Origin of the sequence: Yinghuangia sp. YIM S09857 (assembly GCF_051388915.1) — a bacterium.
Lineage (GTDB): Bacteria > Actinomycetota > Actinomycetes > Streptomycetales > Streptomycetaceae > Yinghuangia.
The window spans coordinates 94,819-109,122 of sequence record NZ_JBPKBH010000028.1; the positions used below are offsets into that span (position 1 = coordinate 94,819).

At 72.7% G+C, this 14,304-nt stretch carries 11 protein-coding genes and 2 pseudogenes; 5 read left to right on the forward strand and 8 right to left on the reverse strand.

Going from position 1 to position 14,304, the window contains the following annotated elements:
- Positions 1–54: 54 nt before the first annotated feature.
- Both ACRX5S_RS37525 and ACRX5S_RS37530 read left to right on the forward strand, forming a co-directional pair.
- A complete protein-coding gene (locus ACRX5S_RS37525; RefSeq protein WP_436777733.1) occupies positions 55–717 on the forward strand; it encodes a pyridoxamine 5'-phosphate oxidase family protein in 663 nt (220 codons plus the stop codon).
- Entirely contained in the window at positions 714–2,090 is a 1,377-nt protein-coding gene (locus tag ACRX5S_RS37530; protein ID WP_436777734.1) for an NAD(P)/FAD-dependent oxidoreductase, read from the forward strand. Before ACRX5S_RS37525 ends, ACRX5S_RS37530 begins: the two co-directional genes overlap by 4 nt.
- Positions 2,091–2,172: 82 nt before the next feature.
- On the opposite strand, the gene ACRX5S_RS37535 is transcribed toward ACRX5S_RS37530, so the two are convergent.
- Positions 2,173–2,988, reverse strand: coding sequence for a tyrosine-protein phosphatase (locus ACRX5S_RS37535; protein ID WP_436777735.1), 816 nt, complete (start codon positions 2,986–2,988; stop codon positions 2,173–2,175).
- A gap of 408 nt (positions 2,989–3,396) precedes the next feature.
- Here ACRX5S_RS37535 and ACRX5S_RS37540 point away from each other — a divergent pair, with 408 nt between their 5' ends.
- Positions 3,397–4,131: an ABC transporter ATP-binding protein gene (locus ACRX5S_RS37540; RefSeq protein WP_436777736.1), complete on the forward strand. Its 735-nt coding sequence runs from the start codon at positions 3,397–3,399 to the stop codon at positions 4,129–4,131.
- 18 nt (positions 4,132–4,149) lie between these two features.
- Positions 4,150–5,475, forward strand: a complete 1,326-nt coding sequence (locus ACRX5S_RS37545; RefSeq protein ID WP_436777737.1) for a hypothetical protein — start codon at positions 4,150–4,152, stop codon at positions 5,473–5,475.
- A gap of 684 nt (positions 5,476–6,159) precedes the next feature.
- Here ACRX5S_RS37545 and rlmN read toward each other — a convergent pair.
- The 6 genes from rlmN to rpsB form a co-directional block, all read right to left on the reverse strand.
- On the reverse strand, positions 6,160–7,266 hold the full coding sequence (rlmN, locus tag ACRX5S_RS37550) for a 23S rRNA (adenine(2503)-C(2))-methyltransferase RlmN (protein ID WP_436777738.1): 1,107 nt from the start codon (positions 7,264–7,266) through the stop codon (positions 6,160–6,162).
- 152 nt (positions 7,267–7,418) lie between these two features.
- Positions 7,419–8,696, reverse strand: coding sequence for a phosphatidate cytidylyltransferase (locus ACRX5S_RS37555; RefSeq protein ID WP_436777739.1), 1,278 nt, complete (start codon positions 8,694–8,696; stop codon positions 7,419–7,421).
- Positions 8,696–9,253, reverse strand: coding sequence for a ribosome recycling factor (gene frr / locus ACRX5S_RS37560; RefSeq protein ID WP_436777740.1), 558 nt, complete (start codon positions 9,251–9,253; stop codon positions 8,696–8,698). The genes ACRX5S_RS37555 and frr overlap by 1 nt, the downstream gene beginning before the upstream one ends.
- 36 nt (positions 9,254–9,289) lie before the next feature.
- The gene (gene pyrH / locus ACRX5S_RS37565) at positions 9,290–9,988 is read right to left on the reverse strand and encodes a UMP kinase (protein WP_436777760.1); all 699 of its coding nucleotides are present in this window, start codon (positions 9,986–9,988) and stop codon (positions 9,290–9,292) included.
- Between the two features lie 300 nt (positions 9,989–10,288).
- Complete coding sequence (gene tsf / locus ACRX5S_RS37570; RefSeq protein WP_436777741.1) at positions 10,289–11,122, reverse strand: translation elongation factor Ts; 834 nt, start codon at positions 11,120–11,122, stop codon at positions 10,289–10,291.
- A 160-nt stretch (positions 11,123–11,282) separates the two neighbouring features.
- Positions 11,283–12,218 carry a 30S ribosomal protein S2 gene (gene rpsB / locus ACRX5S_RS37575; RefSeq protein WP_436777742.1) on the reverse strand — a complete coding sequence of 312 codons (936 nt, stop codon included), beginning with the start codon at positions 12,216–12,218 and terminating at the stop codon, positions 11,283–11,285.
- Positions 12,219–12,998: 780 nt separating this feature from the next.
- Between rpsB and ACRX5S_RS37580 the strand changes: the two are divergent.
- Positions 12,999–13,337: pseudogene (locus ACRX5S_RS37580) on the forward strand (peptidoglycan DD-metalloendopeptidase family protein); the annotation flags it as partial.
- Positions 13,338–13,727: 390 nt separating this feature from the next.
- Here ACRX5S_RS37580 and ACRX5S_RS37585 read toward each other — a convergent pair.
- A pseudogene (locus ACRX5S_RS37585) lies at positions 13,728–14,255 on the reverse strand (TetR/AcrR family transcriptional regulator); the annotation flags it as partial.
- Between the last annotated feature and the right edge of the window lie 49 nt (positions 14,256–14,304).

Below are 14,304 nucleotides of genomic sequence, written 5' to 3' on the forward strand. Positions count from 1 at the left end.
ATCCGACGCCACCGCGCCCACGCCTCCAGCCCACGCGAGAGAAGGCCCGCCACCTTGGCCACGGCACCCCCCGCCCCGGGAAGCACCGACCGCACGCGCATACGGCGGCTCGCCGACAAGGCGGTCACCGACCGCGCGGCCCTGCACGCCGTCCTGGACGCCGGACTCGTGGCACACGTCACGGTGTCCGACGAGCAGGGCAGGCCGTACGTCCTCCCCGTCGCGTACGCGCGCGACGGGGATCGCGTGCTCATCCACGGATCCACCGGCAGCCGCCTGTTCCGCACCCTCGCCGCGGGCGCCCCGACCTGCCTGACGGTGACGCTGCTCGACGGACTCGTCGTGGCCCGCTCCGCCTTCGAGTCGTCCATGAACTACCGCTGCGCAATGGTGCTCGGCACCTGCGAGGTCGTCGACGGCGAGGCCAAGGCGGCCGCGCTCGACCTGCTGACCGACCACCTGATGCCCGGCCGTCGTACCGCACTGCGCGCGCACAAGGCCAAGGAGCTCGCGGCCACCCTCGTCCTGGCGCTGCCGCTGGACGAGGCGTCGGTCAAGGTCTCCGCCGGCCACCCCGACGACGACGCGGACGACCTCGACACGCCGGTGTGGGCGGGCACGGTTCCGCTCGGTGAGACGTTCTACGATCCGATCCCCGCCCCGGACCTGCGCCACGAGCTGCCGGTTCCCGAATATGTGAGGACGTGGCTCCGGTGAGCGGCTACCGCGATCTGTCCCTGTGGTTCGACACGCTCGGCGAGGAAGTGAAGCCCCGCCCCGCGCTGTCCGGCGACCTGGACGTCGACGTCGCCATCGTCGGGGCGGGCTACACGGGCCTGTGGACCGCGTACTACCTCGCCGAGGCGGACCCCTCGCTGCGCATCGCGGTCCTGGAGCGGGAGATCGCCGGGTTCGGCGCGTCCGGACGCAACGGCGGCTGGTGTTCGGCGCTGTTCCCGGCGAGCATCGCCAAGGTCGCCCGCAACAGCACGCGCGAACGCGCCGTCGCCCAGCAGCGCGCCATGAACGAAACCGTCGACGAGGTCGGACGCGTGGTCGCCGCCGAGGGCATCGACTGCGACTTCGCGAAGGGCGGCACCGTCATGGCGGCCCGCAGCCACGTCCAGATGCGCCGCGCGCACGCCATGGTCGAGGACGAGCGCTCCTGGGGCTTCGGCAAGGACGACGTCCGGCTCCTGCTCGCCGACGAGGCCAAGGCGCGGTTCAACGCGACCGGCGTCCTCGGCGCCGTCTACACCCCGCACTGCGCGGCGATCCACCCGGCCAAGCTCGCGCGCGGGCTCGCCGAGGCGGTCGAGCGGCGCGGCGTCACCGTGTACGAGGGCACGCCGGTCACCCTGATCGACGGCGGCGCGGCGGTCACGCCGAACGGCACCGTGCGCGCCGAGATGGTGGTCCGGGCGACCGAGGGCTACACCCCCGAACTGCCGGGGTTCCGGCGCGACGTGATCCCCGTGTACTCCCTGATGATCGCCACCGAGCCGCTGCCGGACGCCTTTTGGGACGAGGTCGGCCTCGCCGAGCGCGAGACGTTCAGCGACCTGCGGCACCTGATCATCTACGGGCAGCGTACGGCGGACGGGCGGCTCGCCTTCGGCGGACGCGGCGCGCCCTACCACTTCGGCTCCTCGATCCGCCCCGAATTCGACCGCGACCAGAAGGTCTTCGCGGAACTGCACAAGGTGCTGCGCGAGCTCTTCCCGGGGTTGAGGGACGCCAAGATCACCCACAAGTGGGGCGGCGCACTCGGCGTGTCCCGTGACTGGTACGCCAGTTGCGGCATGGACCGGGCGCGCAGGCTTGCCTGGGCGGGCGGCTACGTCGGCGACGGCGTCGGCACCGCCAACCTGGCCGGGCGTACGCTCGCCGACCTGATCCGCGACGAGTACTCCGGCCTCACGCGCCTGCCGTGGGTGCAGCACCGGTCGCCGCGTTGGGAACCGGAGCCGCTGCGCTGGCTCGGCACCAACGTCGGGTTGCGCGTGATGGCGGCGGCCGACGGCGAGGAACAGCGCACCAACCGCGAATCGCGCCTCGCGGCGGCGTTCGGGCGGTTCCTCGGGCACTGAGGCCACCCAGGCCGTTGACGCCGCCGGCCGCGGCAGGCGTCCCGGATGGTCCCGGGCGCCCGCCGCGGTCCGCGCGGTTCGCTCAGGCGTCGACGAAGCGTTCGCGCCAGCGTTCGACCCACACCGGCTCGGCACCGGCCTTGAGGAAGAACTCCGCGGCGGTGCCGTAGCGTTCGCCGACCGAGTCGAGGAACGCCTCCATCGACTCGGGCGCCGCGTCGCGCAGTGCCGCGGCCGTGGGGGTACCCGGCTGCAAACGCGGCTGGGACGGGATGCGGTCGATCCGCCGGAACATCTCGCGCAGGTGGATGCGGGTGGCCGAGTAGTCGTCCACGATCGCCTGCCGTTCGACGCCGACCAGCGACAGCAGCAGCGCGACGAGCACGCCGGTGCGGTCCTTGCCCGCGGTGCAGTGCACGAGAGTCGGCCCCGCGTCGTCGTCGGTCAGCCGGCGCAGGGCCTGCGCGAAGGCGTCCTTGCCGCGCTCGGCCATGCCCATGTAGAGGCGTCCGGCACCGTGCACATCGACGGTCGCCAGGTCGAGGTCGGTGTCGTCGCCCAGCACGTCGACCTGCCCCGTCGAGATGTCGCCGACGCCGCGCGCCTCGTCCTGATCCTGCGCGGCACCCGCGCGACGCCCCAGCAGCGGCATGCTGTGCCGGACGATCCCGGGCCAGGGCACGACCGGCAGACCCTCGCCCACCGACCTCAGGTCGAACACGTGCCGCACGCCGTACGCGGACGACAGCCGCGCCACCGCCTCCTCGGTCAGCAGGTCCGGCGTCTCGCAGCGCATCAGGACGCCCGCCCGCGTGCGCCCCCCGCCCGCAAGCGGCAGTCCGCCGACGTCCCGCGCATTGAGCTGGTTCGGCAGGTCCAGCCAGCCGATCTCGTGCATCGAAAGTCCCCACTCCGCCCGCACCCCGGCCCCGTCGGGCCCTGACGGCCCATCATCGCCGCCCCGGGTGTCGGTGACCAGGGCACTTGCCAGGCGAACAGCGGGCCGGCCGCCGAAGATCGGGTACGCCGCCTGGGCCGGGCGGCCGAACCGCCGGTCCGAAAATCATCCCGCGGACGCCGCCTGCCACACCTGTTCGACCCCTTTCGGGGGACCCGGTGCACCCGGCCGGAGCAGCCGTTCACCCACCCGTGCCCTCTCATCGGCGCGGCTCGTTGCACTGTGCGGGACGGGGGCGGACAGTCCTGTCCCGGAGGTATCGATATGGCCCTTTCACCCCGGTCGGCCCTTTCGCCTCGTACGGCGCGGTCGACCAGGTCGGCGGTCAGCCCGGTGTCCGAGGAGCCCGTGCCGCACACCCCCGGCACCGGTTTCGCGGTCGCCGAGGACGGCACCCGCAACCCGGACAACGACGTCCTGCGTACCCAGGACGTCACCGTCACGCGCGGCCCGGCGACCATTCTGCGCCGCCTCTCGGTCAGCATCCGCGCCGACGAGACCTTCGCGGTCACCGGCCCTCCCGGGTCGGGCAAGTCCGCGCTGATCGCGGTCCTGTCGGGCGTCCTGGCACCGGACGCCGGACAGGTGTGGTTCAACAGCCGCCCCCTGCACACCCTCGGGGAACGCGCCCGCGCGCAACTGCGCCGCACCCACTTCGGGATGATGGACGGCCGCGCCCGGCTCATGCCCGAACTCACCGTGCTGGAGAACGTCGCGCTGCCGCTGCTCCTCGAACCCTCCGCCCGCGACACGGCGTTCGCCGCCGCCCGGCACTGGATGGGCCGCCTCGACGTCCTCGACCAGGCCGACCGCCGGCCGCACGAACTCCCGACCGCCCTGCTGCGCCGCGCGGCCGTCGCCCGCGCCCTCGTCGCGCGCCCCGACGTCGTCTTCGCCGACGAACCGGCTCTCGGCCTCGAAGCGTCCGAACTCGACCACCTGATGCGCATTCTGGTCACCGCGTCGCGCTCGCACGGGATCGCCCTCGTGCTGGCGACGGACGACCCCAAGGTCGCGGCGCACGCCGACCGGCACCTCGAACTCCGCGACGGACGCCCCGCCCCGGCGCGCGCCGACGCCTGACGACGGCCGGAGGGCCTTGTGATCCGGATCGTGCTCGGCAATCTGCGCGAAAGCACGCGCGCGGACCACCTCCGGCTCTTCGGCACCGCGTGTGTCGCTGCGGTCGGCACCGTACTGATGCTCTGCGTCATGGCCTACGCGGTGGCGGGACGCGGCGACAACGTGGCTCGGCCGCTGTTCGCGGGCGTGCTGGTCCTCACGGTGACCGCGCAGTTGACCGCCGTGCCCGCGCGGCTCACCTCCTCCGCCCGCGCCGAGCGCACCGAACTCCTGGTCGGCCCCGGCTCGATGCCCGAGCAGGTACGCGAACTCGCCGCCACCGAAGCGGCGTTGGCCGGAACCCTGGGCGCGGTCGCCGGAGTACAGGCGCACCTCGCCGCCCGGGCGGTCTTCGAGAGGGGCATGCCGGGCGGCGGGCTGATCCGCGACGTCCTCGCCGTAGGCACGGAAATCCCGTTTCTCGCGCTGGTGTTCGTGCTCGGCGTGGTGCCGCTCACGACCGTGCTCGCGACGACGTCGGCGCTGCGCCACACCGATCCCCGGCCGCACACCACCCCGGCCGCACGCACGGTCGGCGTCGCCGGCCCCGCGATGATCGGCGCCGGCATGCTCGCCGAGGTCCTGCCGCACGCGATCGCGCCGCCCGTACGGCTGCCGGGCGGGCTCGGCATGGTGCACCCGCTGGCGGCCGCCGGCTTCGCGCTCATCGTCGTCGGCGCGGCGCTGTCGGTGCCGTGGCTCGTGCACCGGGCGGCGGAGACGGTCGTGGCGCACACACGCATCCCGGCCCTGCTGTGTGCCGCGCGGCGGATGGAGGCGGACACCGCGGCGCTGGCCGTCCCCCTCGGGCTGCTCGCCGGGACGACGACGCTGCTGGTCACCTCGCGCACGCTGCACATGCGCGGCCCCGGCAACGCGCCCGGCGACCTGCCGCTGCTGGCGCTGGTCACCGCCGCGACGGTGTGCGCCGCGGCGGGCCTGCTGGCGGTCCTGGTCGAGAACGCCCGTGCGCGCCGGGACTCCGCGCGCAACCTGCACATGCTCGGCGCGGCACCGTGGGTCGACCGGGTCACGCTGGCGCTCACCGTGCTGCTCCCGGTCACGGTGGCCTGGGGCGGCGCGGCCGTCATCGGCGTGGCGGCGACCTGGCCGCTGGAGTTCGGCGGCCACGAGCCTTCGGTGCCGGTCTCCGAGGGGGCGGTGACCGCGGGCGTCACCTTCGGCATGGCCTTGGCTGCGGCAGTCGCGATCGCGGTCGCGGTGGTCACCCGACGGCTCGCCCGCGGAGGCGTCACGGGGTGGGGGCGCCCGGCGACGGCGGGCGTGGCACCGCCGAGTAGGTGAGCTCCGCGCATGAGCCGGATGCCCATGGCTTGCACCTGAGCCGAGCACGCGAACCGGGCGAGTGGGTCCTCCGGCGCTCCGGTCGAAGTCGCGTGGCAAGCCTGGGCCATGTCGCGAGCCGAAGCCGCGTGGCGAGCGAGCCCAAGGCGTGTGGCGAGCCCAGGGCGTGTGGCGAGCCCAGGGCGTGTAGCGAGCCCAGGGCGTGTAGCGACGCGTGCCGAAGCCGCGTGGCGAGCCGAAGCCGGGTGGTGGCGATGCCCGCCGAAGCCGGTGTCCGCGGCCGGAAACGCCAAAGCCCGGGCCGCTTTCGCGGACCGGGCTTCGTCAACACATCCGGGCCGCCGCGGCGTCCCCTTCCGCGACGGCCCGGGCGTGTTTATCGCCTCCGGGGGCCACGCACTGCCCCGGGACGCTTGGGCCGGGCCTGCCCGCCTCCTACGGGGCGGGCGGCCTGGTCGTACCACCGGGTGTTCCGTACGGGGGATCCGGAACCCTCTGCGGTGGTACTGACTCCACTGTCGCGCACGGGACCTAAGGGGGCGATAAGCGTCCGGGCGGTTGGCCGAGCGAATTTCAAGCGGCTTTCCGCCGGAGCTGTCCCAGCGGGCCGCCGCGTCGCCGACCGGCGCAGTCAGCCCCGCGTAGTCTCCCAGCGCAGTCAGCCCGTGCGGTCGGCCCGTGCCGTCAGCCCGCGTCGGCGGCGGCGAGTTGGCCGCAGGCGCCGTCGATGTCGCGGCCGCGGGTGTCCCGCACCGTGACGGGCACGCCGTGGGCCTCCAGCAGCCGCACGAACTCGTCCTGGCGCTGCTGCGTCGACGCCGTCCACTTCGAGCCCGGGGTCGGGTTGAGCGGGATCAGGTTTACGTGCGCGTTGTGGTTCCGCAGGCGCTTGCCGAGCAGATCGGCCCGCCACGCGTGGTCGTTGATGTCCTTGATCAGCGCGTACTCGATCGACACGCGGCGGCCGGTCCTGGCCTCGTAGTGCCACGCCGCGTCCAGGACCTCGCGGACCGGCCAACGGGTGTTGACCGGGACCAGCGTGTCGCGCAGCTCGTCGTCGGGGGCGTGCAGGGACAGCGCGAGCGTGCAGCTCAGGCCCTCCTCGGCCAGCTTCTCCATGGCCGGGACCAGGCCGACCGTCGAGATGGTCACCGAGCGCTGCGAGATGCCGAGGCCGTCGGGCGACGGATCGGTGATGCGGCGTACCGCGCCGAGGACCGCCTTGTAGTTGGCCAGCGGCTCGCCCATGCCCATGAAGACGATGTTGCTGACGCGGCCCGGCCCGCCGGGGACCTCGCCGCGCTGGAGGGCGCGGGCGCCCGCGACGACCTGCTCGACGATCTCGGCCGTCGAGAGGTTCCGGGTCAGCCCCGCCTGGCCGGTCGCGCAGAACGGGCAGTTCATGCCGCACCCGGCCTGCGACGACACGCACATGGTGGCGCGGTCGGGGTACCGCATCAGGACCGACTCGACGAGTGTGCCGTCGAACAGCTTCCACAACGTCTTGCGGGTGGCGCCGTCGTCGCAGGCGATATCGCGCACCGACGTCATCAGCGCGGGCATCAGCTCGGTCGCCAGCCGCTCGCGCAGCGCGGCCGGCATGTCCGTCCACTGCGCGGGGTCGTCGGCGAGGCGGGTGAAGTAGTGGCGCGACAACTGCCCGGCCCGGAACGGCTTCTCGCCGAGCGCGGCGACCGCCTCACGGCGCTCGGCGGGCGACAGGTCGGCGAGATGGCGCGGCGGCTTGGCGCGGCGCGGGGCGGCGAAGGTGAGCTCTCCAGGCTTGGGCATGATCTGTCCAGTGTCTCAGGTCCGGCGCAGTGCCTTGTACGCCTGCGGCCGAGGACGTACAGGCGGAGGAGCCGGCCGCCGTTCGTGCGCCGAGCCCGGCGGGCGGGCGGCCTGCCGGGCTCGGGGCGTACTGCGTGGTCCTGGGCGAACGCCTACAGGTACAACTCCAGCAGCAGCCACACCACCGGCGCCGAGGCCAGCAGGGAGTCCAGGCGGTCCATCAGACCGCCGTGGCCCGGCAGCAGGTTGCCCATGTCCTTGACGCCGAGGTCGCGCTTGATCATCGACTCGACGAGGTCGCCGAGCGCCGCGGTGGCGGCGACCGCCGCACCGAGCAGCGCGCCCTGCCACCACTGCCCGTCGAGCAGGAGCGTCAGGCACAGCGCGCCGCCGACCGCACAGGTGACGACCGCGCCCGCGAAGCCCTCCCACGTCTTGCCGGGGCTGATGGTCGGGGCCATCTTGTGCTTGCCGAGCGAGACCCCGGCGGCATAGGCGCCGGTGTCGCTGCACACCACGACGATCATGAAGGTCAGGACGCGCATGGCCCCGTCGTCCGCGGCCAGCAGCAGTACCGCGAACCCGGCCAGGAACGGCAGGTAGAACGCCGCGAAGACGCCCGTGGCCATGTCCCGCAGGTAGTCCTCGGGGCCCTCGGTCATCCGCCACACCATGACGGCTAGTGCGGTGAGCGCGAGGGCGATGCCCAGCCCCTCGGGACCGCGCTGGTACGCGGCGATCTCCATCGCCACGGCACCGGCCGCGAGCGGGATCAGCGGCAGGCGTACGGTGCCGCCCTCGTCGCCCCCGCCCTCGCGTGCACGGCCGAGCGCGCCGGAGAACTCCCACAGCCCGATGAGCACCGCGGCCAGCACGATGCCGACGAAGACCACCGGCACGGTCAGCAGGGACCCGACGATCGCCCCGCCGAGCAGGAGCGCGACGCCGATCGCCGCCGGGAGGTTGCGGCCCGCCCGGCTCTTCCTCGGCGCGTCGGGCGTCTCGCGCCCGGTCACCGGCGGCTCCGCGGCTCCGCGGGGCGGGTGCTCGCCCGGGTCGACGACCGGCAGATGGGCGGTGCGCCCGCCGTCGTCGTCGGGCGGACCGCCGCCGAGATACGGGGCGGTGCCGTCATGGATGCCACCGGAAGCGTGTACCCCCTCGACGGTGTCCGGGTGCTGCTGCGCCCGGGTGGATCCCGAGCCGTACTCGCCGGGCCACGCGTCGGGGAGCCCGTCCGCCGCGGCCATGCCCGCCATGTCGACGGGCACCGCCGGTATCACCTGGGTGCGCAGCGCGTCCGCGTCGTGGGCCGACTGCGGGCCCGGCGCCTGCACGGCCTGGCCCGCCCACGGGTCGTACGGTTGGAACGGGCCGTGCCCGGAACGCCCTTCGGGGTCCGGTGCGCCGTCCCAGGTGGAGTTGTTCATCAGACCTCGAGCAGCTCGGCTTCCTTGTGCTTCAGCAGCTCGTCCACCTGCACGACATAGCGGTGGGTGACGTCGTCGAGCTCCTTCTCCGCGCGGCGCACCTCGTCCTCGCCCGACTCGCCGTCCTTGACGAGCTTGTCGAGCGTCTCCTTGGCCTTGCGGCGCACGCTGCGGATGGAGATGCGGGCGTCCTCGGCCTTGCCGCGGGCGACCTTGATGAACTCCTTGCGGCGCTCCTCGGTGAGCTGCGGGAACACGACGCGGATGACCTTGCCGTCGTCGGTCGGGTTCACACCCAGGTCCGAGTCGCGGATCGCCTTGATCACCGCGTTGGTCGAACTCTTGTCGAACGGCGTGATCAGCACCATGCGGGGCTCGGGCACGGTGAACGAGGCGAGCTGGTTCACCGGGGTCATCGCGCCGTAGTAGTCGACCACGATCTTGTTGAACATCGCCGGGGTGGCACGCCCCGTACGGATCGCCGAGAAGTCCTCCTTGGCGACCGATACGGCCTTCTCCATCTTCTCCTCGGCCTCGAGGAGGGTTTCATCGATCACGTCTCGGCTCCTGTCCCGGTCCGGTGTCGCCGTGGATCAGCCGTTGGTACGGCTGATCAGGGTGCCGATCTTCTCACCCCGCACGGCCCGGGCGATGTTGCCCTCGACCAGCAGGTTGAACACGACGATCGGCAGTCGGTTGTCCATGCAGAGGCTGATGGCCGTCGCGTCGGCGACCTTCAGCTCGCGGGCGAGCACTTCGGCGTGGTCCAGTCTGTCGAACAGGACCGCGTCGGGGTTCGTCTTCGGGTCGGAGTCGTAGACGCCGTCCACGCCCTTGGCCATCAGAATGGCCGACGCATCGATCTCCAGGGCCCGCTGTGCGGCGGTGGTGTCGGTGGAGAAGTACGGCATGCCCATACCCGCGCCGAAGATCACCACGCGGCCCTTCTCCAGGTGCCTGATGGCGCGGCGCGGAATGTAGGGCTCCGCGACCTGCCCCATGGTGATGGCGGTCTGCACGCGCGTGTCGATGCCCAGCTTCTCCAGGAAGTCCTGGAGCGCGAGGCAGTTCATGACCGTGCCGAGCATGCCCATGTAGTCGGAGCGCGCCCGGTCCATGCCGCGCACCTGCAACTCGGCGCCCCGGAAGAAGTTGCCGCCGCCGATGACCACGGCGACCTCGGTGCCGAGGCGTACCACCTCGGCGATCTGGCGGGCGATGCCCTGCACCACGTCGGGGTCGACCCCGAGGCCGCCGCCGCCCGCGAACGCCTCGCCCGAGAGCTTGAGCAGGACGCGCCGGCGGTATGCCTTCGGGTCGACCCCGTCGGAAGACGACGAGGCCGCCCCCGCTTCGGTTTCCTGCACGGGTCCCTCCACGGAAGTGGCCTCCTCGTCTTTCCCGGCGTCCGCGACTCGGTGCTNGGTCGACCCCGTCGGAAGACGACGAGGCCGCCCCCGCTTCGGTTTCCTGCACGGGTCCCTCCACGGAAGTGGCCTCCTCGTCTTTCCCGGCGTCCGCGACTCGGTGCTCCGGTCCCGGACGCCTGTCCACCGCTGGTGCTGCCGGTACTTCGGGCGTTGCGGGTCGGATCAGACGCCGACGCGGAAGCGGGCGAAGCGCTTGAGCGAGACGCCGGCCTCGTCGAGCACCTTCTGCACCGACTTCTTGTTGTCCTTGGCGAACGCCTGCTCCAAAACGACGTTCTCCTTGTAGAAGCCCGTCACCCGGCCCTCGACGATGCGGGACAGCGCGGCCTCCGGCTTGCCCTCCTCGCGGGCGGTGGCCTCGGCGACCTTGCGCTCGTTCTCGACGATCTCCGCCGGGACGTCCTCGCGGGTCAGGTAGGTCGGCGAGAAGGCCGCGATGTGCTGGGCGACGTCCTTGGCGACCTCGGCGTTCTCACCCGACAGCTCGACGAGCACGCCGACCTGCGGGGGCAGGTCCGGGCTGGTCTTGTGCAGGTACGCGGCCACGTAGCCGTCGGTGAACTGCGCGAAGCGGTCCAGGACGATCTTCTCGCCGAGGGTCGCGTTGGCCTCGTCGACGAACACCTGGACGGTCTTGCCCGGCTCGATCTCGCCGGCCAGCAGCGCGTCGAGGTCGGCGGGGGAGGTCTTGGCGACGTGCGCGGCGATCTCGTTGGCGACGGCGAGGAAGCGGTCGCCCTTCGCGACGAAGTCCGTCTCGCACTTGAGCTCAAGGAGGACGCCGGCGGAGGTGCCGTCCAGGACGGCGACGACGGCACCGTTGGAGGCCGAGCGGCCCTCGCGCTTGGTGACGCCCTTCTGGCCCTTGACGCGCAGGATCTCGACGGCCTTGTCCAGGTCGCCGTTCGCCTCTTCGAGGGCCTTCTTGCAGTCCATCATCCCGGCGGCGGTGAGCTCGCGGAGCTTCTTGACGTCCTGGGCGGTGAAGTTCGCCATGTCAGTTCTCTTCTTCTCGCGTGTCGTCTCGCGGTGGTCTTCGGGGGTTCCGTGCGGACGCGGCCGGGCCCTGGTCGTGGGCGTTCCCGAGGTGGGGGCGCTGCCCGCACGAACGCGAGGGGTACGCGCGGATTCCCGGCGTACCCCCCGCAATACGGCGTCAGGACTGCTCGGCCTCGACGGCCTTCTCGGTCTCGGCCGACTCCTGCACCTCGGCCTCGGCGGCCGGGGTCTCGGCGGCGGCCTCCGCGTCCTCCGCGGCCGGGGTCTCGGCCGGGGTCTCGGCGGCAGCCTCGGCCGGGGCCTCGGCGGCCTTCTTCTCGCCCTGGAGCTGCTCCAGCTCCCACTCGGCCAGCGGCTCGCCGGCGGCGACCTCGGGGGCCTTCGTGTCGGCCTGCGACGCACCGGCGCGGGCCATCAGGCCCTCGGCGACGGCGTCGGCGATCACGCGGGTGAGCAGCGTGACGGAGCGGATCGCGTCGTCGTTGCCCGGGATCTTGTAGTCGACCTCGTCCGGGTCGCAGTTGGTGTCGAGGATGGCGACGACCGGGATGTTGAGCTTCCGCGCCTCGCCGACGCCGATGTGCTCCTTCTTGGTGTCGACGATCCACACCGCGGACGGCACGCGCTGCATGTCGCGGATACCGCCGAGGGTCTTGTCGAGCTTGTCCTTCTCGCGCTTGAGGACGAGGAGTTCCTTCTTCGTCATGCCCGAGCCGGCCACGTCGTCGAAGTCGATCTCCTCAAGCTCCTTCAGGCGCTGGAGGCGCTTGTGGACGGTCGAGAAGTTGGTGAGCATGCCGCCCAGCCAGCGCTGGTTGACGTAGGGCATGCCGACGCGGGTCGCCTGCTCGGCGATGGCCTCCTGCGCCTGCTTCTTCGTGCCCACGAAGAGGACGGTGCCGCCGTGCGCGACCGTCTCCTTCACGAACTCGTACGCCCGGTCGATGTAGCCCAGCGACTGGATGAGGTCGATGATGTAGATGCCGTTGCGCTCCGTGAAGATGAAGCGCTTCATCTTCGGGTTCCAACGGCGGGTCTGGTGCCCGAAGTGGACGCCGCTTTCCAGCAGCTCCCGCATCGTGACGACGGCCATGGCCGTACTCCTCGTGGTACGCCCCGCGAAGCACACACGGGGCCTGCTCGGTTGTCCGCGCCGACGGGTGTCCGCGCGCCTGACGCCCGCGACACCGCGCCGGGGGCCAGGCCCCCGGACCGAGAGGTGTCCCACCGGACCCGGCGTCGTCCTTCCCCTGGTCACAAGGTGACCGGTGAAGAGCCGGAGGGCCCGAAGGTGGGCGTGCGAAGTCGACCCGGAGACCCGGGCCGCTGTCCGAAGTGTACGGGACCCGGCGACCACGGGGCCAACCACCGAACCAGGCCCCCGACGGGCGATCCGGGCCGGGTCGGCGGCAGGGCCGGGTTGTCCACAGGCTGCGGACCATTTCTGCGGTCTTCCACAGATCTTGGCCGGGTGGTCGGCGCGGTGCCGCGGATCGCGCAGGCTCGTGCCATGACGACTCACAGCTCCGCCGCGGCCCGTCGCTCAGCGACCTGTTCAGCCCCTGCTCCCGGCAACCGCTTCGGCGAAGGTTCCGGTGGCCGTCCCACCGGCGTTCCTGATGGCCGTTCCCTCGATGCCGCGCATGTGTGCGGGCGCCGTCGCCCGGGCCACCGCCGATCCGCCGGCGGCCTGCCCCGGCGGAAGATCCCGTGGGCGGTGGGGCGCCGAGCGCATCACCGGGCTCCGAAGGGCGCGATCTCCGTGCGTACGCCCGCGCGTGCGGGGCTTGCCGCGCTGGCGGTTTGCGCCGTCGCGACGGCCGGGGTCGGGCTGCCCGCGCTCGCCGCGTCCCGCGCCGTACCCCAGCCGCTCATGTCGCGACCGGTGTCGACATGGGTGTGGCCGCTCGACCCTCGTCCGGAGGTGGTGCACCGCTTCGCCCTGCCGGAACGCGACTGGCTGTCCGGACATCGCGGGATCGATCTCGCGGGCACCGCCGGGCAGCCGGTGCGTGCCGCGAGCGCGGGGGTCGTCGAGTTCGCCGGGGTGATCGCGGGCAAGGGCGTGGTGACCGTGCGGCACGGTCGGCGCCTGACGACGTACGAGCCGCTCGCGGCGTCCGTGTCGGCGGGCACCGCCGTCGCCGTCGGGTCGGTGATCGGCACGCTGTCGGCCGGGCCGTCGCACTGCGGGGCCGATCCGTGCCTGCACTGGGGGCTGGTCGAAGGCCCGTCCGGCGCCACCGCGCAGGGTTCGCCGGACTACCGGGATCCGCTGCGGCTGCTGCGCGGCACAGGTGTACGCCTGTATCCGCCGCACGGCCCGCTGCCCACCCCGCTCCCGCCCGCCGGCGCGGCGAGCAGCCTCGCGCGCGGAACGACGCGGCGCCGCACACCGTGCCGCGGCGCGGGCTCGAAGCGGCGTGCGGGTTCGCGACGCGGTGCGGGTTCGCGGCTCGGCGCGTCAGGCGTCCGGGGATCCGTCGGCGCGAGCAGCGTCCAGGGTGTCGGCGGGGGCGGCGTCGAGGCCGACATCCGATCCGGCGTCGACGTCCTCGGCCGTGTCCTCGACGGGCTCGGCCGGCACCGGGAGTCGGATCTCGGAGACACCGCCCAGCACGAGGCCGAGCGTCGCGGCGGTGACCTCGGTGCCCTCGGCGCCGCACTCGATGCGGCGGACCGCCGCGTCGACCATGCCCTGCACGAGCGAGGCGACCATCATCGGGTCGGGGTGGCCCAGGTCCGAGAGCGCGCTGACGACGAGTTCGACGATGCGGCCGTGCGCGGCCCGTATGCGCTCGCGGGCGTTGGCGTCCAGTTCGCCGGTGGAGATGGCGACGACCACGCGGTGGGTGCGGTCGCCGACCAGTTCCAACTGGCGGTTGACGTAGGCGGCGATCTTGCCGGCCGGGTCCTCGACCGCGGCCATGGCGTCCTCGACCTCGGCCACCCAGGCCGGGAGGTCCACGGCGCACAGTTCCTCGACGACGGCGGCCCGCGAACGGAAGTACTCGTATACGGAGGAGCGGGCGAGGCCGGTGCGTTCCGCGAGGGCAGGGAAGGTCAGTGCGGCGAACCCGCCCTCGTCCAGAAGCGCACGGGCGGCATCGAGCAGCGCGGCATGTTGCATGGCGCGGTGCTCGGCGACGGATGCAGCACGTATCTTCGGCACGGGATCA

Excerpts from the sequence above, each read along its gene's own strand:
- ACRX5S_RS37535 (WP_436777735.1), bottom strand. The coding sequence starts at position 2,988 with ATGCACGAGATCGGCTGGCTGGACCTGCCGAACCAGCTCAATGCGCGG.
- rpsB (WP_436777742.1), bottom strand. The coding sequence starts at position 12,218 with ATGGCCGTCGTCACGATGCGGGAGCTGCTGGAAAGCGGCGTCCACTTC.
- tsf (WP_436777741.1), bottom strand. The coding sequence starts at position 11,122 with ATGGCGAACTTCACCGCCCAGGACGTCAAGAAGCTCCGCGAGCTCACC.
- rlmN (WP_436777738.1), bottom strand. The coding sequence starts at position 7,266 with ATGCCCAAGCCTGGAGAGCTCACCTTCGCCGCCCCGCGCCGCGCCAAG.
- ACRX5S_RS37555 (WP_436777739.1), bottom strand. The coding sequence starts at position 8,696 with ATGAACAACTCCACCTGGGACGGCGCACCGGACCCCGAAGGGCGTTCC.